The 19,618-nt window shown below is 67.7% G+C and carries 18 protein-coding genes and 1 tRNA gene; 11 read left to right on the forward strand and 8 right to left on the reverse strand.

Going from position 1 to position 19,618, the window contains the following annotated elements; translation table 11 throughout:
• Window positions 1-169: 169 nt before the first annotated feature.
• The 3 genes from EGY25_RS07355 to EGY25_RS07365 form a co-directional block, all read right to left on the reverse strand.
• A tRNA-Arg gene (locus EGY25_RS07355) sits at window positions 170-246 on the reverse strand.
• Window positions 247-421: 175 nt separating this feature from the next.
• Window positions 422-1,216: an SDR family oxidoreductase gene (locus EGY25_RS07360; RefSeq protein WP_135194365.1), complete on the reverse strand. Its 795-nt coding sequence runs from the start codon at window positions 1,214-1,216 to the stop codon at window positions 422-424.
• Window positions 1,213-1,518, reverse strand: a complete 306-nt coding sequence (locus EGY25_RS07365; protein ID WP_135194366.1) for a 4a-hydroxytetrahydrobiopterin dehydratase — start codon at window positions 1,516-1,518, stop codon at window positions 1,213-1,215. The genes EGY25_RS07360 and EGY25_RS07365 overlap by 4 nt, the downstream gene beginning before the upstream one ends.
• A gap of 148 nt (window positions 1,519-1,666) precedes the next feature.
• On the opposite strand from EGY25_RS07365, the gene EGY25_RS07370 reads away from it, so the two are divergent.
• The 4 genes from EGY25_RS07370 to EGY25_RS07385 are packed head-to-tail and all read left to right on the forward strand — an operon-like array spanning window position 1,667 to window position 5,267.
• Complete coding sequence (locus EGY25_RS07370) at window positions 1,667-2,368, forward strand: Crp/Fnr family transcriptional regulator (protein ID WP_135194367.1); 702 nt, start codon at window positions 1,667-1,669, stop codon at window positions 2,366-2,368.
• Window positions 2,369-2,419: 51 nt separating this feature from the next.
• Complete coding sequence (locus tag EGY25_RS07375) at window positions 2,420-3,208, forward strand: class I SAM-dependent methyltransferase (RefSeq protein WP_135194368.1); 789 nt, start codon at window positions 2,420-2,422, stop codon at window positions 3,206-3,208.
• Window positions 3,196-4,776: a 2-polyprenylphenol 6-hydroxylase gene (gene ubiB, locus EGY25_RS07380; protein WP_135194369.1), complete on the forward strand. Its 1,581-nt coding sequence runs from the start codon at window positions 3,196-3,198 to the stop codon at window positions 4,774-4,776. The genes EGY25_RS07375 and ubiB overlap by 13 nt, the downstream gene beginning before the upstream one ends.
• Before the next feature lie 14 nt (window positions 4,777-4,790).
• The gene (locus tag EGY25_RS07385) at window positions 4,791-5,267 is read left to right on the forward strand and encodes a hypothetical protein (protein ID WP_135194370.1); all 477 of its coding nucleotides are present in this window, start codon (window positions 4,791-4,793) and stop codon (window positions 5,265-5,267) included.
• Between the two features lie 4 nt (window positions 5,268-5,271).
• Here EGY25_RS07385 and EGY25_RS07390 read toward each other — a convergent pair whose 3' ends face one another.
• The 5 genes from EGY25_RS07390 to EGY25_RS07410 all read right to left on the reverse strand — a co-directional run bounded on the left by EGY25_RS07390 (window position 5,272) and on the right by EGY25_RS07410 (window position 9,705).
• Complete coding sequence (locus tag EGY25_RS07390; protein WP_135194371.1) at window positions 5,272-5,856, reverse strand: hypothetical protein; 585 nt, start codon at window positions 5,854-5,856, stop codon at window positions 5,272-5,274.
• 83 nt (window positions 5,857-5,939) lie between these two features.
• Window positions 5,940-6,347: an alternative ribosome rescue aminoacyl-tRNA hydrolase ArfB gene (arfB, locus tag EGY25_RS07395; RefSeq protein WP_135194372.1), complete on the reverse strand. Its 408-nt coding sequence runs from the start codon at window positions 6,345-6,347 to the stop codon at window positions 5,940-5,942.
• Window positions 6,344-6,802, reverse strand: a complete 459-nt coding sequence (locus EGY25_RS07400; protein ID WP_135194373.1) for a YaiI/YqxD family protein — start codon at window positions 6,800-6,802, stop codon at window positions 6,344-6,346. Before EGY25_RS07400 ends, arfB begins: the two co-directional genes overlap by 4 nt.
• An 84-nt stretch (window positions 6,803-6,886) precedes the next feature.
• Window positions 6,887-8,227: an amidohydrolase family protein gene (locus EGY25_RS07405; protein WP_135194374.1), complete on the reverse strand. Its 1,341-nt coding sequence runs from the start codon at window positions 8,225-8,227 to the stop codon at window positions 6,887-6,889.
• A complete protein-coding gene (locus EGY25_RS07410) occupies window positions 8,227-9,705 on the reverse strand; it encodes an amidohydrolase (protein ID WP_135194375.1) in 1,479 nt (492 codons plus the stop codon). Before EGY25_RS07410 ends, EGY25_RS07405 begins: the two co-directional genes overlap by 1 nt.
• A 151-nt stretch (window positions 9,706-9,856) precedes the next feature.
• On the opposite strand from EGY25_RS07410, the gene trmB reads away from it, so the two are divergent.
• The 7 genes from trmB to infB all read left to right on the forward strand — a co-directional run bounded on the left by trmB (window position 9,857) and on the right by infB (window position 19,521).
• Window positions 9,857-10,573 (forward strand): tRNA (guanosine(46)-N7)-methyltransferase TrmB, encoded by a 717-nt coding sequence (gene trmB, locus EGY25_RS07415; protein WP_135194376.1) that lies wholly within the window; start codon window positions 9,857-9,859, stop codon window positions 10,571-10,573.
• 98 nt (window positions 10,574-10,671) lie between these two features.
• Window positions 10,672-12,612 (forward strand): methyl-accepting chemotaxis protein, encoded by a 1,941-nt coding sequence (locus EGY25_RS07420; RefSeq protein WP_135194377.1) that lies wholly within the window; start codon window positions 10,672-10,674, stop codon window positions 12,610-12,612.
• A gap of 71 nt (window positions 12,613-12,683) precedes the next feature.
• Window positions 12,684-13,187 (forward strand): DUF1993 domain-containing protein, encoded by a 504-nt coding sequence (locus EGY25_RS07425; protein WP_135194378.1) that lies wholly within the window; start codon window positions 12,684-12,686, stop codon window positions 13,185-13,187.
• A 150-nt stretch (window positions 13,188-13,337) separates the two neighbouring features.
• On the forward strand, window positions 13,338-13,937 hold the full coding sequence (rimP, locus tag EGY25_RS07430; RefSeq protein WP_135194379.1) for a ribosome maturation factor RimP: 600 nt from the start codon (window positions 13,338-13,340) through the stop codon (window positions 13,935-13,937).
• Window positions 13,937-15,691: a transcription termination factor NusA gene (nusA, locus tag EGY25_RS07435; RefSeq protein WP_135194380.1), complete on the forward strand. Its 1,755-nt coding sequence runs from the start codon at window positions 13,937-13,939 to the stop codon at window positions 15,689-15,691. Before rimP ends, nusA begins: the two co-directional genes overlap by 1 nt.
• Before the next feature lie 30 nt (window positions 15,692-15,721).
• Window positions 15,722-16,381, forward strand: a complete 660-nt coding sequence (locus tag EGY25_RS07440; protein ID WP_135194381.1) for an RNA-binding protein — start codon at window positions 15,722-15,724, stop codon at window positions 16,379-16,381.
• Between the two features lie 107 nt (window positions 16,382-16,488).
• Window positions 16,489-19,521 carry a translation initiation factor IF-2 gene (infB, locus tag EGY25_RS07445; protein ID WP_135194382.1) on the forward strand — a complete coding sequence of 1,011 codons (3,033 nt, stop codon included), beginning with the start codon at window positions 16,489-16,491 and terminating at the stop codon, window positions 19,519-19,521.
• Window positions 19,522-19,618 lie beyond the last annotated feature (97 nt).

Raw genomic sequence — 19,618 nt, forward strand, 5'->3', positions numbered from 1 at the left:
TTCGGGGGAGTGAAGTCGCTGTGTTATGAGATAACATCACGAGAGGTCAATAGGCCGCAGGCGAACGCTCCTTGATCGCCGCTCGCCTGTGACGCAGGCGAAACAGTTCTGGCGCGCCAATCGTCGTCTCGGTGAGCGACTGGCTTGCGATGCGGTCATGAAAAAGAAGTGGCGCACCCGACAGGATTCGAACCTGTGACCCCTGCCTTCGGAGGGCAGTACTCTATCCAGCTGAGCTACGGGTGCGCATGCGGCGTGACGCCGGAAGTGGCCGATTACAGCAAGGCGCGCGCGGCCTCAATCCCGAATGCGCGGATGACGACCGGATGGCCCCCCTCAATCACCGCCAAGGAAGGCCAACGGCCTCAAGCAGCGCGAAGCGCGATAGGCCCCAAAAGAATGCAGCAGGGCGCCGTCGCCCTTATTGCGCCGTCATGCCGCCGTCGATCTTGAACTCCGAGCCTGTGACGAACTTGGATTCGTCCGACGCTAGATACAGGACGCACCAGGCGACGTCGTCCGGCTCGCCGATCCGCTTCAGCGGGATGCCGCGCGCCAGGCGTTCGTGGGCCTTGTCCTCGTCGCCGCCGGCCATGGCGATGAAGGGATCCAGGATCGGGGTCTTGATGAAGACGGGGTGGACCGAGTTGCAGCGCACGTTCCAGTCCGCCTTGGCCGCTTCCAGCGCCAGGGTCTTGGTGTACATCCAGACGGCGGCCTTGGTGGCGTTATAGGCGCCCATGCCGGGGGCGGCGACCAGGCCGGCGATGGACGAGATGTTGATGATCGAGGCGGGAGCTGCGGCGCGCAGGTGCGGCATGGCGTGTTTGGCGCCCAGCATGATCGAACGGAGATTGATCTCGTACTGGCGCTGCCAGTTGTCGACCGTGTCCTGTTCGACGAAGGCCAGGGGCCCGCCGACGCCGGCGTTGTTGACCAGCACCGAAAGACCGCCCAGGTCGGCGACGGCGGCGGTCACGACCCGCTCCCAGTCGGCTTCGCTGGCGACATCATGGGCATAGGCGAAGGCGGCGCCGGGATGCTCTTCATTGATGCGGCGGGTCAGGGCGGCGGCGCGATCGCCATCGATGTCGGTGACGGCGACGCGGGCGCCTTCGCGGGCCAGCATCAAGGCCATGGCTTCGCCCAATCCGCCGGCCGCGCCGGTGATCAGGACGGTCTTTCCTGCGACGCGGCCGGGGCGGGGGGCGCTCACGGCTTCACGCCCATGTCGGTGGCGGCCTTGTCGATAAAGCGCGCCAGGGTCACGTCCTTGTCGGTTACGCCGTCGGCGTCGTGGGTAGTCAGAAGTACTTCGACCCGGTCATAGACGTTGGACCATTCGGGGTGGTGGTCCATCTTGTCGGCCATCAGGGCGACGCGGGTCATGAAGCCGAAGGCGGCGTTGAAGTCGGCGAACTTCAGCGTCCGTGCGATGGCCGGACGGTCGCCGTCATGAGCGCGCCAGGCCGGAAAATCCTTAAGCGTTTCCGCTACGTCAAGACGAGTGTCGGTCATCGCGTTTCCTCTTTTCATCCGGCGTAAGGCGCCCGACGGATCGCGGCAAGCGGCGAGGCCGCTCTCGGAACTCATGGTCAAGCTTTCGCGTTTCAGATCCTGTGGAGACGCCGCCTTCGGGCATCTTCCGATCGTCAGCGGGGTTAGGATGGACAATCTCTGGATCGCCGCGCTGGACGCGGCCGACCGCAAGCGGATCGAACCTCATCTGAAGCAGGGCGAGATCGCGCGCGGCCAGATGCTCTATGACGCCGGCGAGGCGGTCAACCACGTCTGGTTTCCGATCAAGGGGGTGGTGTCGCTGATGACCATCCTCCCCGACGACAAGATGGTAGAGACCGCCGCCATCGGCCGTGAAGGTCTGATCGGCGTCACTTGCGGGCCGTTCAACGCCCGCGCCGCCAGCCGGGCGATCTCGCAACGTGACGGCGTCGCCGCCTACTGCTCAGCTGAGGTGTTCGGCGAGGCGCTGGACGAAAGCGAGAGCCTGCGCCTGGCCCTGTCGCGCTTTACAGAGGGGCTGATGGCCCAGGTCCAGCAGGTCGCCGCCTGCAACGCCCAGCACCGGCTGGACGAGCGGCTGGCGCGCTGGCTGCTGATGCTGCACGACCGGGCCGAGGACGACCGCATCGATCTGACCCAGGCCGATATCGCCGGCATGCTGGGCGTGCGCCGCGCCACCGTGTCCGAGGTCGGGACGGTGCTGGAGGGCAAGAACCTGATCCAGCGCGGACGCGGCTGGGTCAAGGTGCTGGACCGCGACGGCCTGGAGAAGGCGTCGTGCGGCTGTTACGGCCTGATGCGTGAAGTGACGAAGGATCTGAAATTGCCGCAGCCGGAAGCCGCCTGATCCGGCGTGTGATCGGGTGACGGCGGCGCGGCGACGCGTTAGACGGTGACCATGACCGACGCCTCCTCTCACGGCCCGCATTCGTCGGGCGACCGTTCCTCCTTCGGCTTCCGCGACGTGGACGCGCGCGAAAAGGTAAAGATGGTGCGCGGCGTCTTCGATTCCGTCGCCTCCAGCTACGACGTGATGAACGACCTGATGAGCGTGGGCGTCCACCGCATCTGGAAGGACATGGCCGCCGCCAAGCTGAACCCCCGTCCGGGCGAGACCATACTGGATGTGGCTGGCGGCACCGGCGACATGGCGCGACGCTATTCCAAGATGGCGCGCGCGGCCCAGGAACGGCGCGGCGGCGAAGACGCCAATGTGATCGTGCTGGATTATAACGCCGAGATGATCCTGGCCGGGGTCCACAAGGGCGGCGAGCCCGAGATGATCTGGTCGGTCGGGGACGCGATGAACCTGCCCCTGCCGGACGCCTCGGTCGACGCCTATTCGATCAGCTTCGGCATCCGCAACGTGGCCCATATCGACAAGGCCCTGTCGGAAGCGCGGCGCGTGCTGAAACCGGGCGGGCGGTTCCTGTGCCTGGAGTTCTCGCGTCCGACGACCAGCCCGATCCGCAAGGTCTATGACGCCTGGTCCTTCCACGCCATTCCGCGCATCGGCGGCTGGGTCGCCAAGGATCGTGAGAGCTATCAGTATCTGGTCGAAAGCATCCGCCGCTTTCCCGACCAGGCGGCCTTCAAAGGATTGATCGAAGACGCCGGGTTCAAACGCGTTTCGGTGACCAATCTGTCGGGCGGGATCGCCGCCATCCACCACGGGTGGGCGATCTGACCAGCCGGATTTATCGCACGGCCCCGCCGCCGCCCGCCACTGTGGCGGTGCAGAACCCGGTCGCGGCCTTTCTGCGCCTGCTGGGCTGGCTGTGGGTGTTGGCGCGTCATGATGCGTTGATCCCGCGCGAGGCCAATCCCCTGCTGCCCGTCTGGGCCCGGCCCTTCGCCCGCGCCGTGCAGATGCTGTCCGGCCGCGACGGCCGTCAGGGCCGGCCGGGTCAGAGGCTGGGCAAGGCGTTCGAACATCTGGGGCCGGTGGCGATCAAACTGGGCCAGGTGCTGGCCACCCGCGCCGACATTTTCGGCCTGCAGTTCGCGCGCGACCTGGGCCGGTTGAAGGACGCCTTGCCGCCCTTTCCGCTGGAGGAGGCGCGGCGCGAGATCGAGAAGTCGCTGGGCCGATCGGTCGAGAGCCTGTTCACCGATCTCAGCCCGCCGGTCGCTGCCGCCTCCCTGGCCCAGGCGCACCGGGCGACCCTGGCCGACGGTCGGGCGGTGGCGGTCAAGGTGCTGCGGCCAGGGGTCGAGCGCCGGGTCGCCGACGGCCTGGACGCCATGCGGCTGGGCGCCGCCCTGGTGTATCGGCTGGTTCCCCTGTCGCGCCGGCTGGAGCCCCAGGCCTTCGTCGAGACCATCGCCAACTCCATGGATCTGGAGCTGGACATGCGGCTGGAAGCCGCCGCCGCCAGCGAAATGGCCGATGTCATGGCCAAGGACGGCTATATGTCCGCCCCGGCCGTCATCTGGGACGGGGTGGGCAAGCGGGTGCTGACCCTGGAATGGGCGCAGGGCGTGCCCATGACCGATCCGGCCCTGGCGGACCTGCCGGGCCTCGACACCGATCTGCTGGCCGACAATGTGGTGCGCGCCTTTCTGGTCCAGGCCCTGGACCATGGGGTGTTTCACGCCGACCTGCACGAGGGCAATCTGTTCGCCAGCGCGCCCGCCCATCTGACGGCCATCGATTTCGGCATCGTCGGACGGCTGGGGCCGGCCGAGCGGCGCTATCTGGCCGAGATCCTGTGGGGCTTCATCAGCCGCGACTATGACCGGATCGCCCGGGTCCATTTCGAGGCCGGCTATGTGCCCGCCCACCATTCGGTCGAGACCTTCGCCCAGGCCCTGCGCGCCGTGGGCGAGCCGGTGATCGGCCGCGCCGCCAGCCAGGTGTCGATGGGCCGGCTGCTGGGCCAGCTGTTCGAGATCACCGCCCTGTTCGACATGCGTCTGAGGCCCGAGCTGATCCTGCTGCAAAAGACCATGGTCTCGGTCGAGGGGGTGGCGCGTCGGCTTCAGCCGGACCACGACCTGTGGAAGGCCGCCCAGCCGGTGGTCGAGCGCTGGATCCGCCGCGAGCTGGGGCCCCAGGCCCAGGCCCGCGACGCCCTGAACGAGATGATCGCGGCGGCCCGCGCCATCTCGCGTCTGGTGCAGGAGCCGCCGCGTCCGGCGGCGGTGGTCATCGAAAAGTCGGGAACTCCGGCTTGGCTGACGGCTTCAGTCACGGTCGCGGTTCTCGCGGCTCTGACGGCCTTGGGCCTCTCGCTCTGGCCCTATCTGTCCTGACCGGAGCTTTCGCTATGAAGCCGACCCTTATGAAGACCGCCCTGGCGGCAGCCTTTCTGCTGGCGCCCGTTCCCGCCTTCGCCCAGGCCGCAGCCGGCGCCGTGCCCAACGCCTTCGATCGGCCCGCGCAGTCGGCGACCACTCAGGCGCGTCCCGCTCCTGCTGCACCCGCGCCTACGGCTGCGGCCCAGGCGCCCGACATCGCCCGGTCGGAGGAGGCGTTGCGCGCCGTGATCGCTGCGGCCCAGGGGACCGGGTTCGACTATTCGGACTTCACGACCAATCTGGGAACCCAGATCCGCCAGCAGGAGGCCCAGGTCATCCCGCTGATCAAGGGCTTTGGCGCGGTCAAGACCGTCGAATACGTCAAGCAGGAAGGCGAGGCCCAGATGTTCAAGGTCACCTTCGACAACCAGGTCACCGAATGGCTGATAGGCTTCGACGCCGACGACAAGATCGCCGCCCTGCTGTTCCGCCCAGCCGAAAGCTGATCCGTCAGGTCTCTGTCGCGGGCGGCGCATCGTCGTCCGGGATGGGGCCGGTCTGGTGATACAGACGCGCCGCCGCATAGCAGGGCGCCACCGTGCAGGTCTTCATGACCAGGCGCGCGGTGTAGGCCCCGTTGGCGGGTGGGCGAATATTGATGACGGGCGCCGAGTCCGGCAGGGTGTCGCGTTCGACGATCTTGCCGGCGGGATCGACCAGTTCCATGTCGAGATCCGAGCATTCCGAGTCGCATTCGGCGATGATGCGATAGGTCTCGGTTCGCTTGAGATCCAGCTTCCAGGCATGAACCTCGGTGGGCTGCATGGCGACGACGACGTCCTCGACGCCTGAGACGGGCGAAAAGCCCTTGGCGAGTTCCTTGGCGGCTTCGTCCAGATAACCGCGCGCGACGCCCCGGATTTCCTGCCTGTCCTTTTCGGACAGCGACACCTGCGGCGTGGCGGCGATGATGGCCTTGTCCTGTTCGGACTGGGCCGGCGCCTGAGGTCCGGGATCGGCGCTTTCCTTCTTTCGGACTTCGTACTGGCCGCAAGCGCCGAGGCCGCCCGTCGCCAGCATCAACCCGATCGTCATCGCCCGAAATCGCCGCATGCGCGCCTCGCTCAACCGTTGCTGTGGAAGCTGAACGATAGCGGCTGCAAAGACGTTCCTGCGTCTCAGTCGTCCTGACGGGGTTTTCCTCTGCCGGACTTGATCGTGGACCGTGTGGTCTTGGCCTTCAGCCGCCGCTCCTTCGACGCCTTGGTCGGGCGGGTCGGCACGCGATAGACGGGTCGGATCGAGGCCTCGTCCACCATGGCCTGAAGCCGTTCCATGGCGTCGGCGCGGTTGCGTTCCTGGGTGCGGTGGCGGACGGCGGTGATCAGGATCACCCCTTCCAGCGTCAGCCGACTGCCGGCCAGTTTCATCAGCCGCGCCTTGACCGGCTCGGTCAGGGAGGGGGAGTTCTTGACGTCGAACCGCATCTGGACGGCGGTCGAGACCTTGTTGACGTTCTGGCCGCCCGGCCCGCCGGCGCGGTAGAAGTGAAATTCCAACTCGTCCTCGGGGATGACGGTGGTCATGTCGCCGCCTTGCGCGACTTGACCACAGCCTGATCCAGGGCCTGGAGGAAGCGCGACCGGTCGGCGGCCGAAAACGGCGGCGGGCCGGACGTGGCCACGCCCATCGACCGCAGATGCTCGCCCACCATCCGCCCGGCCAGGGCCGAACCGATCGAGTCCGGGGTGAAGGGCTGACCGTTGGACTTCAGCGCCTGGGCGCCGGCCTTCAGACACCGGTCCGCCAATGGAATGTCGGCGGTGATGACCACATCGCCCACACCCGCCCGCTCGGCGATCCAGTCGTCGGCGATGTCGGGGCCGGCGTCCACCACCACCTGTTCGACCAGCGGCTCGCGCGCGACCTGCATCCAGGTGTTGGAGACCACATAGGTCTTCAGCCCATAGCGGCGGGCGACGCGATAGACCTCTTCCTTCACCGGGCAGGCGTCAGCGTCGATGTAGATGACCGTAGGCATGGGCGTGACCTAGCGCGGACGGCGCAAATGAAAAAGGGCGGGACCGTGCGGCCCCGCCCTTTTCCCTTCAGACCGTGAAGGCCGTCAGTTGCGATAGGCCGGCGGCATCGGCGTCTGCTGACGGTAGCGGTCGCGCAGCAGCAGGGCGCGGCTGGTCAGGGGTTGTTCGACGCCGTCGATGAAGATGGCCGAGGGCTGGCTGAGCGGCTCCAGCGGGTCGCCGGACCAGACCACCACGTCGGCGGCGGCGCCCGGCGCGATCTGGCCGAACTGGCCGGCCATGCCGAAGATCCTGGCCGGATTGACCGTCAGGGCGGCGATGGCGGCGCCATAGGGCAGGCCGTGCGAGACGGCGTTGCCGGCGTTGTAGCGGGCCTCGCGGGCGCGGTGGGTCGAGCCCTCATTGCCCTTGATGGCGATGACGACGCCGGCCGCATTCAGGGCCGCCGCATTCTCCATCCGCGCCGCCCGCATCTCGAAATCGGCGGGCAGATTGGAGATGGGGTTCAGCAGGACGGGCACGCCCGCCGCGGCGATGTCGCCGGCGACCAGCCAGCCTTCTTCGGCGCCGTCCAGGATCAGCTTGATCCCTTCCTCGCGCGCCAGACGCAGCACCTGCTGGATGTCGGACGCCCGGTGGACGCTGACGATCAGGGGCATGGAGCCGTTCGCGACCGGGATCAGGGCCTCCAGATCCGCGCGCGACAGGCTGAGGTCGCGCAGGCCCGCCCGCTCATAGGCGGACTTGTTGCGGGCGTAGAGGCGGACCTCGGCCATCGTCTCCTTGAACAGGACGAACTGGGCCCCGCGCGCGCCGCCGGCGATGTCGGCCCCGGCCTCGCCGAACGGCGCGACCATGGCCACGCGCGGCTTGACCAGGATGTCGCCGCCCTGGCCCAGATTGATGATCGCCGTCTGGCCTGCGAACAGGCCCGGCGTCTGATAGCCGCCGTCGCCGGCGCCGGCCGTCTCGTCCTCATGGACATGGCCGCCGGACGAGCCGGGATGCTGGGGCACGACCACGGCGCGGGTGATACCGCCCAGGCGCGCCACCGGCAGGGTGAAGGACCAGGGGTCCAGGCCGTAGGAGATGTCGAAGGCGGCGCTGAGGGTGTTGGCGCTGTTGCGCAGTTCGTTGGTGCCGCTGACGGCGCCGACCTCGGTCCCGGCCAGACCGGAATCGACGGCGACGAAGCCGGGGGCGACCGTCTTTCCGGTCGCGTCGATGACGCGGGCTCCGGACGGGGCGCTGCCTGAGCCGACCGAAACGATCTTGCCGTCGCGAATGACGACCGTGCCGTTCTCGATGACGGAGGTTCCGGTCAGGATGCGGCCGCCGACGATGGCGACCGTGTCCTGCGCCAGGGCAGGCGCGGCGAGAGACAGGGCCGCGACGGCGCCCGCGAGGATGTGGGGCAGACGCATCAGCGGGCTCCTTCCGTGACGTTGGCGGCGGTCAGGCCATAGCCCGGCTGGCCCAGCTCGAAGTCGCTGGTCGGCTGATAGGCGGGGTTGGTCCGGTCGAAGGTCAGGGCGCCGTCGATGAAGACCTGATCCGCGCGGGCGTAGATCGAGAAGGGATCGGCGCTCCAGATCACCACGTCGGCGCGCTTTCCGGCCTCCAGCGAGCCGGTCTGGTCGGCGATGCCGATGGCCTTGGCGGCGTTGGAGGTGATCCAGCCGATGGCGTGTTCCTCAGAGATGTCCAGGCCGGCGCGACGGCCGGCCGACAGGGCGGCGGCGGCCTCCTGGTTCAGGCGCTGGGTCAGTTCGGCGTCGTCGGAGTGGATGACGGCGCACGAGCCCTGGGGCGCGTCCACCAGGGCGGCGTTCTCCTCGATGGCGTCCAGGGCCTCCATCTTGAAGCCCCACCAGCCGGTCCAGACGGCGGCGCAGATGCCGTTGGCCGCCAGTTGCGGGGCCAGCTTGTAGGCCTCGGTGGCGTGGTGGAAGGTGGTGATCCGGTAGCCGAACTCCTTGGCCATATCGATCATCATGGCCATCTCGTCAGCGCGGTAGCAGTGGTTCTGGATCAGGATCGATCCGTCCAGCACCCCGACCAGGGTCTCGTTCTGCAGGTTGCGGGTCGGGGCCGCGCCCTCGCCGTCCTCACGCCACTTGTCCCATTTGGCCTTGTAGTCGCGAGCGGCGATGAAGGCGGCGCGATAGCCGGCCATATTGCCCATGCCGGTCGCCGGGCTCTGGTTGCGGCCGCCATAGACCCGCGACGGGTTCTCGCCGCAGGCCATCTTGACCGTATAGGGGGCGTCCGGGAACTTCATGCCCTGCATGGTGATCGAGGGCGTGTTGCGGATCGTCACGCCGCGACCGCCGAACAGGTTGGCCGAGCCGGGCAGGATGTGAAGCGTGGTGACGCCGCCGGCGCGGGCGGTGTTGAAGCCCGGATCCTGGGGCCACAGCGAATGTTCGGCCCAGACCTGGGCGGTGTTCGGGCTGGTGGCCTCGTTGCCGTCGCTCATGCCCTGCACGCCGGGCGACGGATAGACGCCCAGGTGGCTGTGGACGTCGATGACGCCGGGGGTGACATAACGGCCGCGCGCCTCGATGACGCGGTAGCCGGCGGGAACGGGGGTGGAGGCGTCGCCGACGGCGGCGATCTTGCCGTCCGTGACCACGACCACGCCGTTCTCGATCTTGCGGTCCGTGCCGGTCAGGACGGTCGCGCCGATCACGGCGAAATTCTCGCGCGGCAGGGGCTGATAGGTGGACGGATAGGGGTTCAGCGTGGTCGCCGGATCCAGCCCCGCGGCCAGGGTCTTGTCCTTCGACGGTTTCGCGGCGGTCTCTTCCGTACCTTGGCCGGTGGTGGCGCAGGCCGACAGGCCCAGCACAGCGCATGTGATGGCCGCGAGGCTGACGCCCCGCAGATGATGTCCGATCATCGAAATCCCTCTCCCCGCGAATGCGTCAGCCCCGACGCCGCTTGCAGCCGTCATAGAAGGGCGTTCGGTCGCGACCGTCAAAAGGTTTCGACGTTCGTTCTGGACGCGCTTGTTGTGGACGCCTCGCCCTGCGACGGCTAACGGCAGGATCATGAGCTCCGACGACCGTCCCGAGGACGAAAACCCGCATCTCGACCGCCCGCTGCGGTCATTCGGCCGCATCAAGGCCCGCCCGATCAAGCCCCGCCAGGCGGCGCTGATGGAGACCCTGCTGCCGCAAATCGCCGTGCCCGATCCCAAGGCCGGTCCGCTGGACCCCAGGACGATGATGCCCGAGGCCATCGAGGTCTGGCTGGAGATCGGCTTCGGCGGCGGTGAGCACATGGCGGCCCAGGCGGCGACGCGGCCGGACGCCCTGGTCATTGGTTGCGAGCCCTTCCTGAACGGGGTCGCCTCGGCCTTGCGTCATGTGGAGGAGGGCGGGTTGGAGAATGTCCGCATCCACGCCGACGACGCGCGAGACCTGGTCGACGCCCTGCCGGACGCCTCGGTCGACCGGGTGCTGATCCTCTTCCCCGACCCCTGGCATAAGGCCCGGCACAACAAGCGCCGCCTGTTGCAGGACGAGACGGCCCAGGCCTTCGCCCGCATCCTGAAACCGGGCGGCACGCTGCGGTTCGTCACCGACTGGCGCGACTATGCCGAATGGACGCTGGAGCGGCTGGAACGGACGCCGGGGCTGAAACGGATCGGGGCGGCGGATCAGGACTGGTTCGTCCCTCCGGCGGACCATGTGGTCACCCGCTATGAGGAGAAGAAGCTGGGCGACACCGTTCCGGTCTTCCTGGAGTTTCGAAGGACGAAATGACGCAGGGCTTGCGTACTCTTACGCACCCGGCCCTTTCGCGGATATTTAACGAACCTCGTTAGTAGTGTCCCAAACGATGAGATTTGGGGACGGGGCATATGAAGGCGTTGACGATCGGCGGGCGGATCAATCTGCTCGCTCTGGTGACCATGGCGGGGCTTCTGGTCATCACGGGTCTGTCGTTGATGCGGTTGGACGCCGCCATGCGCGCCGACATCGCCGACCGCACCAAGGCCTCCGTCGAGATCGCCTACAGCGTCGTCGCCCACTATCAGGCTGAGGAACAGGCGGGCCGCCTTTCCCGTGTCCAGGCCCAGGACGCCGCCAAAGCCGCCGTCGGCGCCATGCGCTACGGAAACGACGACTATTTCTGGATCAACGACATGCATCCCACCATGGTGATGCACCCGATGAAGCCGGCCCTGAACGGCACGGATCTGAGCGAGAACAAGGACGCCGACGGCGTGCTGATGTTCAAGGAGTTCGTCAGCGTCGTTCAGCAGAAGGGCGAAGGCTTCGTCGACTATCAATGGGCCAAGCCCAACCAGGAAGAGGCGGCCCCGAAGATCTCCTATGTGAAGGGCTTCGCCCCCTGGGGCTGGGTCATCGGCTCGGGCGTCTATACCGATCAGATCGCCGCCGCCGTCGGCAAGGCGGCCATGACGCTGGGCGCCATGGCGCTGGCGGTCGCGCTGGCGATCGGGGCGACCGGCTGGTTCATCGGACGCTCGGTGTCCAGGCCGGTGGTGGCCCTGGGTCGGCGCATGCGCGGCCTGGCCGACGGTGACAAGACCACGGAAATTCCCGGCGTGGCGCGCGGCGACGAGATCGGCCAGATGGCCGCCGCCCTGGCCATCTTCCGCGAAGCCGCCATCGAAAAGGACCGGCTGGAGGGCGAGGCCCTGTCGCAACGCTCGATGAGCGAACAGGAACGCGCCGCTCGCGAAGCCGAAAAGGCGCGCGAGGCCGAAGAGGACCGCGTCACCATCACCGCCCTGGGCCAGGGCCTGTCGGCCATGGCCGACGGCGACCTGACCTATCGGATCGAGGCCGAGTTCGCGCCCAAGGCCGCCCAGCTGAAAACCGACTTCAACGCCGCCATCGCCCAGTTGCAGCAGGCCGTCTCGGTCGTGGTCGCCAATATCGCGGGCATCCGGTCGGGCGCCGGTGAGATTTCACAGGCCGCCGACGATCTGTCGCGCCGGACCGAGCAACAGGCGGCAGGGCTGGAGGAAACCGCCGCTGCGCTCGATGAAATTACCGCCACGGTCAACAAGACGGCGTCCGGCGCAAGTCAGGCTTCCGATGTCGTTCAAGCCGCCAAGGGCGACGCCGAGACCTCGGGCGTCATCGTTCGCGACGCGGTGTCGGCCATGCAGGCTATCGAAGGGTCATCGTCGCAAATCAGCCAGATCATCGGCGTGATCGACGAGATCGCCTTCCAGACCAATCTGCTGGCCTTGAACGCCGGCGTCGAAGCCGCGCGTGCAGGCGAGGCCGGTCGCGGTTTCGCCGTGGTCGCCTCCGAAGTGCGCGCCCTGGCCCAGCGTTCGGCCGAGGCGGCGAAAGAGATCAAGACGCTGATCTCGACCTCGACCACCCAGGTCGGATCGGGGGTGAAACTGGTCGGTCAGACCGGCGAGGCCCTGCAGCGGATCGTTGACCGGGTCGCCGAGATCGATGGCTTGGTGTCCGAAATCGCCGCCTCGGCCCAGGAACAGGCCGTCGGCCTGGCCCAGGTCAACACCGCCGTGAACCAGATGGACCAGGTCACCCAGCAAAATGCTGCGATGGTCGAGCAATCGACCGCCGCCAGCCACTCGCTGGCCCAGGAGGCGCAAAGCCTGCAGGCCTCGGTCGCCCAGTTCCGCGTCGGCTCGACCGTCGCGCCAGCCCCTGCTCCACGCAGGGCGTCTTCGACTGCCGCCCCGCCGGCGCGCTCGCCCCATCTCGCCGCCGCGCTGAAGACGGTCGGCCGAGGCGGCGCCGCGCCAAGGGTCGCCGCGATGGCGGCCGAGGATGGCTGGGAAGAGTTTTGAGCCGTGCGGTCTGAAAGGGCTGGCGCTTCGACGAGGCGCCGCCCAGCTAAGGCTCCAACCGGAGCCATAAGATGACCTTTTCGATCTACGACGCCGCCTCGCCGATCTTCGTGCGCGGCCTGACCAATCTGTCGGGCTGGCTGGACAAGGCGTCGGCGGAGGGGTTCGACGAAGCCGCCCTGATTCAAGCCCGGCTCCATGAGGACATGCGGCCGCTGGCGTCGCAGGTTCAACTGGCGTCGGACTCGGCCAAGGGCGCCGTCGCGCGGCTCGGCGGCGTGGACAATCCGTCGATGGCCGACACCGAGAACACCTTCGCCGAGCTGAAGGACCGCATCGCCCGCACCGTGGCTTTCATCGAGAGCGTGGAGCCCGCCGCCTTCGTCGGCGCCGAGACCCGGCCGATCGTGGTCAAGACGCCGAACCGCGAGCTGCACTTCGACGGCGCCGGCTATCTGACCAGCTTCGTCCTGCCCAACTTCCACTTCCACCTCACGACCGCCTACGCCATCCTGCGCAAGGAAGGCGTGCCGCTGGGCAAGATGGATTATCTGGGTCAGCTGGCGCTGATTTGACCCCCGACTTCGCCCGAAGCTGACGAAGAGGGCTGACAAGCGATCGTGAACAGCCTATATGGCCCCTCACATCGTTAGACCGGCGTCCAACGGCGTCGTTCCAAGCGGCGGCCCGGACGGACCGCCGCTTTTGTTTTGGATATTCGTCGCTTGCGCGCAAGAACCGCCCAGGATCGCCAACTGCTGGAGCTGATTGACCCCATCGCGGAGTCGCTCGGTCTGGAAGTCGTGCGTGTCCGCCTGATGACCGGCTCCAAGCGCCAGCGCCTACAGGTCATGGCCGAGCGCCCGTCCGACCACGACATCTCGGTCGAACAGTGCGCCAAGCTGAGCCGCGCGGTGTCCGAGGTGTTCGACGCCGCCGACCCCATCGCCGGCGAATATATGCTGGAAGTCTCGTCGCCCGGCATCGACCGGCCCCTGACCCGTCCCATCGACTTCGACCTGTTCGAGGGCGAGGAGGCGCGTCTGGAGACCGACCGGATGATCGAGGGCCGCAAGCGCTTCAAGGGCGTTCTGGCCGGCTATGAGGACGGCAACGTCCTGATCGATCTGGACGGCGAGGAAGAGACCGCCCTGATCCCCTTCGACTGGCTGAGCGACGCCAAGCTGGTCCTGACCGACGCCCTGATGAAACGGGGCGCCGCCATTCGCGCCGCACGCGGCGAACCCGAAGACGACGGCCTGCCCGAAGGGGAAGCCGAAGACACGACAACCGACACCACGACCCCTTCTGAGGACAACGCCTGATGGCCGTCACCGGTATTTCCGCCAACCGCCTCGAACTGCTGCAGATCGCCAATGCGGTCGCGCAAGAGAAGAACATCGAGCGCGAGGTCGTCATCGAGGCGATCGAAGAAGCCATCCAGAAAGGCGCCAAGTCGCGTTACGGCGCCCATCACGACATCCGCGCCAAGATCGACCACAAGACCGGCGAACTGTCCCTGACCCGTCACGTCACCATCGTCGAGGACGACTGGATGCCGGAAGACGAGCTGGAAGAGTTCAACGACAGCGCCATGGTGCGCCTGACTGACGCCTCCAAGCGTGATCCGGAAGCCGTCGTCGGCAAGGAATATGTCGAGACCCTGCCGCCGTTCGAGTTCGGCCGCGTCCAGACCCAGATGGCCCGCCAGGTCGTGACCGGTAAGGTCCGCGAGGCCGAGCGCGCCAACCAGTACGAAGAGTTCAAGGATCGCGTCGGCGAGATCGTCAACGGCACGGTCAAGCGCGTCGAATACGGCAACACCATCGTCGATCTGGGCCGGGGCGAGGGCGTCATGCGCCGCGACCAGTCCATCCCACGCGAAGTGTTCAACATCGGCGACCGGATCCGCACCTACATCTACGACGTCCGGCCCGAGGCCAAGGGCCCGCAGGTCATGCTGTCGCGCGCCCATCCGGGCTTCATGGCCAAGCTGTTCGCCCAGGAAGTGCCTGAAGTGTACGACGGCGTGATCGAGATCCGCGCTGCGGCGCGTGACTCGGGCTCGCGCGCCAAGATGGCCGTGTTGTCTAACGACAGCTCGATCGACCCCGTCGGCGCCTGCGTCGGCATGCGCGGCTCGCGCGTTCAGGCGGTCGTCGCCGAACTGCAGGGCGAGAAGATCGACATCATCCAGTGGAACCCGGACGAGCCGACCTTCATCGTCAACGCCCTGGCCCCCGCCGAAGTCTCCAAGGTCGTGCTCGACGAAGAAGCCGGCCGCGTGGAAGTGGTCGTGCCCGACGAACAGCTGTCGCTGGCTATCGGCCGTCGCGGCCAGAACGTGCGCCTGGCCTCGCAACTGACCGGCTGGCAGATCGACATCATCACCGAGGCCCAGGATTCTGAGCGTCGTCAGCGCGAGTTCGCCGAGCGCACCGGCCTGTTCCAGGAAGCCCTGGACGTGGACGAAGTCATCGCCCAGCTGCTGGTGACCGAAGGCTTCGCCACGGTGGAAGACCTGGCCTATGCCGATCCCTATGAAGTCTCGGAGATCGAAGGCTTCGACGAGGAGACCGCCGAGGAACTGCAGGCCCGCGCCCGCGAATTCCTGGACAAGAAGGCCGCCGAGCTGGACGCCAAGCGCGTCGAGCTGGGCGTCGAGGACGGCGTGCTTCAGGTGCCGGGCGTGACCCTGCCCATCGCCGTCGCCCTGGGCGAAGGCGGCGTGAAGACGGTCGAGGATCTGGCCGACCTGGCGACCGACGAAATCCGCGGCGGCTATGAAGTGAAGAACGGCGAACGGGTCAAGGTCCCCGGCGTGCTGGAAAGCTTCAACCTGGCCCAGGAAGAGGCCGAACTGCTGATCCTGCAGGCTCGCGTCGCCGCCGGCTGGATCGATGCTTCGGAACTGCCGCAGCCCGAGCCGGAAGAGTTCGAGGAAGGCGAGTTCGCCGAGGGCGAATACGACCCGGACCAGGTGTTCGGCGATGCGCCTGCCGAGGCTGACGCTTCCGACGACGCTTCTGACGACACGGGGGTCCTCGCCGAGGACGACTCCGAACCGTCGAACGCGTGATGGGAGCGTCGGGAAGAATTTGGGCCGCATATGAGCTTGCGCGACGCAACGATCGATAGGGAACGCCGGGATCTCGTCACTCACGAGGTCATGGACGAATCTCGCCTGATCCGTTTCGTCGCCGGGCCCGATGGCCAGGTGGTTCCCGACCTGGGCAGGAAACTGCCCGGACGCGGCCTGTGGGTCGAAGCCAGCCGCGCCTCGATCGAGACGGCGGTCAAGAAGAACGGCTTCACCCGCGCCGCCAAGACCAAGCTGACTGCCACGGCTGACCTCGCCGATGTCGTCGAACGGCTGCTTGTCAGGCGCTGTCTCGATCAGCTGGGTCTTGCCCGGCGCGAAGGCGTGCTTATCTCTGGCTTCGAGAAATCCGCTGCGAACCTGCGGGCCGGCAAGGTCGCCTGGGTGGTGGAAGCCGCCGACGGCTCGGCCGACGGGCGCGGAAAGATCCTCGCTCTGGCCCGCCATCAGACCGCGAAAGTCTGCGGCGCGTTCACTGTGGACGATTTGAGTTTGGCCCTTGGGCTGGAAAATGCGATACACGCCGTCCTGCTTGCGGGCGGACGCGCCGATCGGTGGACCGTAGAGGTCGAACGACTGGCTGGATTTCGGCCGCTTCGCCCCCCTCACTGGGAGGTTTTCAGTGTCGAGGGCGGATCGGCGGGAGCAAACCCTTCAGGGGCGAGTTAGGATTTTGGCGGCCGAGGGCCTGTCTCCAAGGGCGGAGACGGGCTCACGGTCGTTCATGGGTATTAGATGAGGACGGCGGGCCTTTCCGCCCCGAGTAAAGCGACCGGATGAGCGACGAAAACGACAAGACCAACGAAGGCCAGGGCGCAACGGGCGGCACGCCGTCCCAGACGGGGCCGCGCGCTCCGCTGAGCCTGAAGCCGCGCGTTGTGGGATCGGTCCCGACCGGGACCGTGAAACAGAGCTTCAGCCATGGCCGATCCAAGACGGTGGTGGTCGAGACCAAGCGCCGTGCGGGCGCCGGCGGACCGCAACGTCCGCAGGGCTTCGATGTCGCACGTCCGCAACAGGCCTCTCAGGCGCCGCGTCCGCAAGGTCAGCGTTCGCCGCAACCCGCCGGCGGCGCCCTGTCGCCCGAGGAGCAGGAAGCGCGCCGTCGCGCCATCGCCATGGCGACCCAGGCCAACGCCGCCAAGGCTGACGCCGCCGCCGCCGCCAAGGCCGCCGCCGACGCCGCTGCTCGCGACCAGGCCGCCGCCACCGAACGCGCCGCCCAGGCTGCACGGGACGAAGCCGCCGCCGCACAGGCCGCTGCCGAAGCCGCCCGCGCCGAGGCCGCCAAGCTGACGGCCGCCGCGCCTCAGCCCGCCAAGCCTGCGCCCAAGCCGGCTGCGCCCGTCGCCGCCGCACCGGTCGCCCCGGCTCCGGTTCCGGCGCCTGCACCGACCGCCGCCGCCACGCCGGCTCCGGCCGCCCCGGCCCGTCCGGCCGCTCCGGCTCGCCCGGTCGTCAACTTCGGCCAGCGCGTGCCCAAGCCCGGCAATCCCCAGCGCGCGGCGCCCGAGCGTCCCGCCTTCGGCGGCCGTTCGGCCCGTGAACAGGCCATGGGCGGCGGAGACCGCGCCTATTCGGATCGTCCGCAGACCGACCGCCCGCAAGGCGCACGTCCGGCCCCCGGCGGCGCAGGCCGTCCGCAAGGTGCCAAGCCGGCCGAGCCCGTTCGCTATTCGGCCCTGAACCCGCGTCCGGCCCCCGGCGCCGCCCGTCCCGGTGGCGCGCGCACCGGCCCTGGCGGCCGTCCGACCCCGAACGCGCCCCCGGCCGAGGCCAATGTTCTGCGCCCGGCCCGTGCGCCCGGCGCCGGCTTCGGCCGTCCGGTCGGTCGCGACGACGATCGCGAGAAGCGCTTCTCCGACGCAGGCAAGGCGGTCAGCCGTACGCGCGGCGAGCCGAAGCGCCGCGAAGGCCGCATGACCATCCAGTCCGTGGTCGGCGACGGCGACGCCGCCGAGCGCATGCGCTCGCTGGCCTCGGTCCGCCGCGCCCGCGAACGCGAGAAGGAAAAGCGTAAAGGCGGCTCGACCGACGCGCCGAACCGTCCGCGCGAAGTGGTCATCCCCGACGTCATCACCGTTCAGGAGCTGTCCAACCGGATGGCCGTGCGCGGCGTCGACATCATCAAGTTCCTGATGAAGCAGGGCCTGATGATGAAGATCAACGACGTGATCGATTCCGACACCGCCGAACTGGTGGCCGAAGAGTTCGGCATGGCGGTCAAGCGTGTCTCGGAATCCGACATCGAGTTCGGCTTCCTGGGGGATGCGGACGACGCCGAAGCGGACGATGTCCGGGCGCCGGTCGTGGCCATCATGGGCCACGTCGACCACGGCAAGACCTCGCTGCTGGACGCCCTGCGCACGACCGACGTCGCGGGCGGCGAGGCCGGCGGCATCACCCAGCACATCGGCGCCTATCAGGTGCGTCTGGAAGACGGCCAGAAGGTCACCTTCCTCGACACCCCGGGCCACGCCGCCTTCTCGGCCATGCGGGCGCGCGGCGCCAACGTCACGGACATCGTGGTCCTTGTCGTGGCCGCCGATGACGGCGTCATGCCGCAGACGATCGAAGCCATCCAGCACGCCAAGGCCGCCAATGCGCCCCTGATCGTGGCCGTCAACAAGATGGACAAGCCAGGCGCGACTTCTCAGAAGGTCGTCAACGAACTGCTGCAGCACGAAGTCATCGCTGAAAGCCTGGGCGGCGAGACCCAGATCATCGAGGTCTCGGCCAAGGAGCGGATGAACCTCGACGGACTGCTTGGGGCCATTCTGGTCCAGGCCGAGGTCATGGACCTGCGCGCCAGCGCCGATCGTTCGGCCGAGGGCGTGGTCATCGAGGCCAAGCTGGACAAGGGACGTGGCCCGGTCGGCACCGTCCTGGTCAAGCGCGGCACGCTGAAGCGCGGCGACATCGTCGTCGCCGGCAGCTCGTGGGGCAAGGTTCGCGCCCTGCTGAACGAGCGCAACGAGCAGCTGACCGACGCCGGTCCCTCCGTCCCCGTCGAGATCCTGGGTCTGGACGAGGCGCCGTCTCCGGGCGACGTCTTCGCCGTGGTGGAATCCGAAGCCCGCGCCCGCGAGCTGACCGAATACCGTCAGCGGGTGAAGCGCGAGAAGGCCCAGGTCTCGGGCGGTTCGGTGTCGCTGGTCGACATGATGTCCCGTCTGCAGTCCAAGAAGGTCTCGGAACTGCCGGTCGTCATCAAGGCGGACGTGCAGGGTTCGGCCGAAGCCATCGTCAGCTCGCTGGACAAGATGAGCACCGACGAGGTGCGCGCCCGCACGGTCTATTCCGGCGCCGGCGGCATCACCGAAAGCGACGTCAACCTGGCCAAGTCGGCCGGTGCGCCGATCCTGGGCTTCAACGTCCGTGCGTCGAAACAGGCGCGTGATCTGGCCGACCGCGAGGGCGTCGAGATCCGCTACTATTCGATCATCTACGACCTGCTGGATGACATTAAGGGCGTGCTGTCCGGCATGCTGGCGCCGCTGCAACGGGAAACCTTCCTGGGCAACGCCGCCGTCCTGCAGGTGTTCGACATCTCCAAGATCGGCAAGATCGCCGGTTGCCGGGTGTCGGAAGGCGTGGTCCGCAAGGGCGCCCGCGTCCGGATCGTCCGCGACGATGTTGTGGTTCTGGAGCTGGGCGTGCTCAACACGCTCAAACGCTTCAAGGACGAGGTCAACGAAGTCACGGCCGGCCAGGAGTGCGGCATGCAGTTCCAGGGCTTCCAGGACATCAAGGAAGGCGACTATATCGAGTGCTTCACGGTCGAAGAGATCAAGCGCACCCTGGACTAGGTCCGGGGTCGAGCTCCTCAGAGACAAAGGCCCGGAACCCAGGTTCCGGGCCTTTTCTTTTGCCGAATCCCGCGCATGATGCCGCTGTCGCGCGGGG

It is taken from the genome of Brevundimonas intermedia (assembly GCF_004614235.1).
Classification (GTDB): Bacteria; Pseudomonadota; Alphaproteobacteria; order Caulobacterales; family Caulobacteraceae; genus Brevundimonas; species Brevundimonas intermedia_A.

Excerpts from the sequence above, each read along its gene's own strand:
- EGY25_RS07365 (WP_135194366.1), bottom strand. The coding sequence starts at position 1,518 with ATGACCGACACTCGTCTTGACGTAGCGGAAACGCTTAAGGATTTTCCG.
- EGY25_RS07370 (WP_135194367.1), top strand. The coding sequence starts at position 1,667 with ATGGACAATCTCTGGATCGCCGCGCTGGACGCGGCCGACCGCAAGCGG.
- EGY25_RS07375 (WP_135194368.1), top strand. The coding sequence starts at position 2,420 with ATGACCGACGCCTCCTCTCACGGCCCGCATTCGTCGGGCGACCGTTCC.
- EGY25_RS07385 (WP_135194370.1), top strand. The coding sequence starts at position 4,791 with ATGAAGCCGACCCTTATGAAGACCGCCCTGGCGGCAGCCTTTCTGCTG.
- EGY25_RS07390 (WP_135194371.1), bottom strand. The coding sequence starts at position 5,856 with ATGACGATCGGGTTGATGCTGGCGACGGGCGGCCTCGGCGCTTGCGGC.
- arfB (WP_135194372.1), bottom strand. The coding sequence starts at position 6,347 with ATGACCACCGTCATCCCCGAGGACGAGTTGGAATTTCACTTCTACCGC.
- EGY25_RS07400 (WP_135194373.1), bottom strand. The coding sequence starts at position 6,802 with ATGCCTACGGTCATCTACATCGACGCTGACGCCTGCCCGGTGAAGGAA.
- EGY25_RS07405 (WP_135194374.1), bottom strand. The coding sequence starts at position 8,227 with ATGCGTCTGCCCCACATCCTCGCGGGCGCCGTCGCGGCCCTGTCTCTC.
- EGY25_RS07410 (WP_135194375.1), bottom strand. The coding sequence starts at position 9,705 with ATGATCGGACATCATCTGCGGGGCGTCAGCCTCGCGGCCATCACATGC.
- trmB (WP_135194376.1), top strand. The coding sequence starts at position 9,857 with ATGAGCTCCGACGACCGTCCCGAGGACGAAAACCCGCATCTCGACCGC.
- EGY25_RS07420 (WP_135194377.1), top strand. The coding sequence starts at position 10,672 with ATGAAGGCGTTGACGATCGGCGGGCGGATCAATCTGCTCGCTCTGGTG.
- EGY25_RS07425 (WP_135194378.1), top strand. The coding sequence starts at position 12,684 with ATGACCTTTTCGATCTACGACGCCGCCTCGCCGATCTTCGTGCGCGGC.
- nusA (WP_135194380.1), top strand. The coding sequence starts at position 13,937 with ATGGCCGTCACCGGTATTTCCGCCAACCGCCTCGAACTGCTGCAGATC.
- EGY25_RS07440 (WP_135194381.1), top strand. The coding sequence starts at position 15,722 with ATGAGCTTGCGCGACGCAACGATCGATAGGGAACGCCGGGATCTCGTC.
- infB (WP_135194382.1), top strand. The coding sequence starts at position 16,489 with ATGAGCGACGAAAACGACAAGACCAACGAAGGCCAGGGCGCAACGGGC.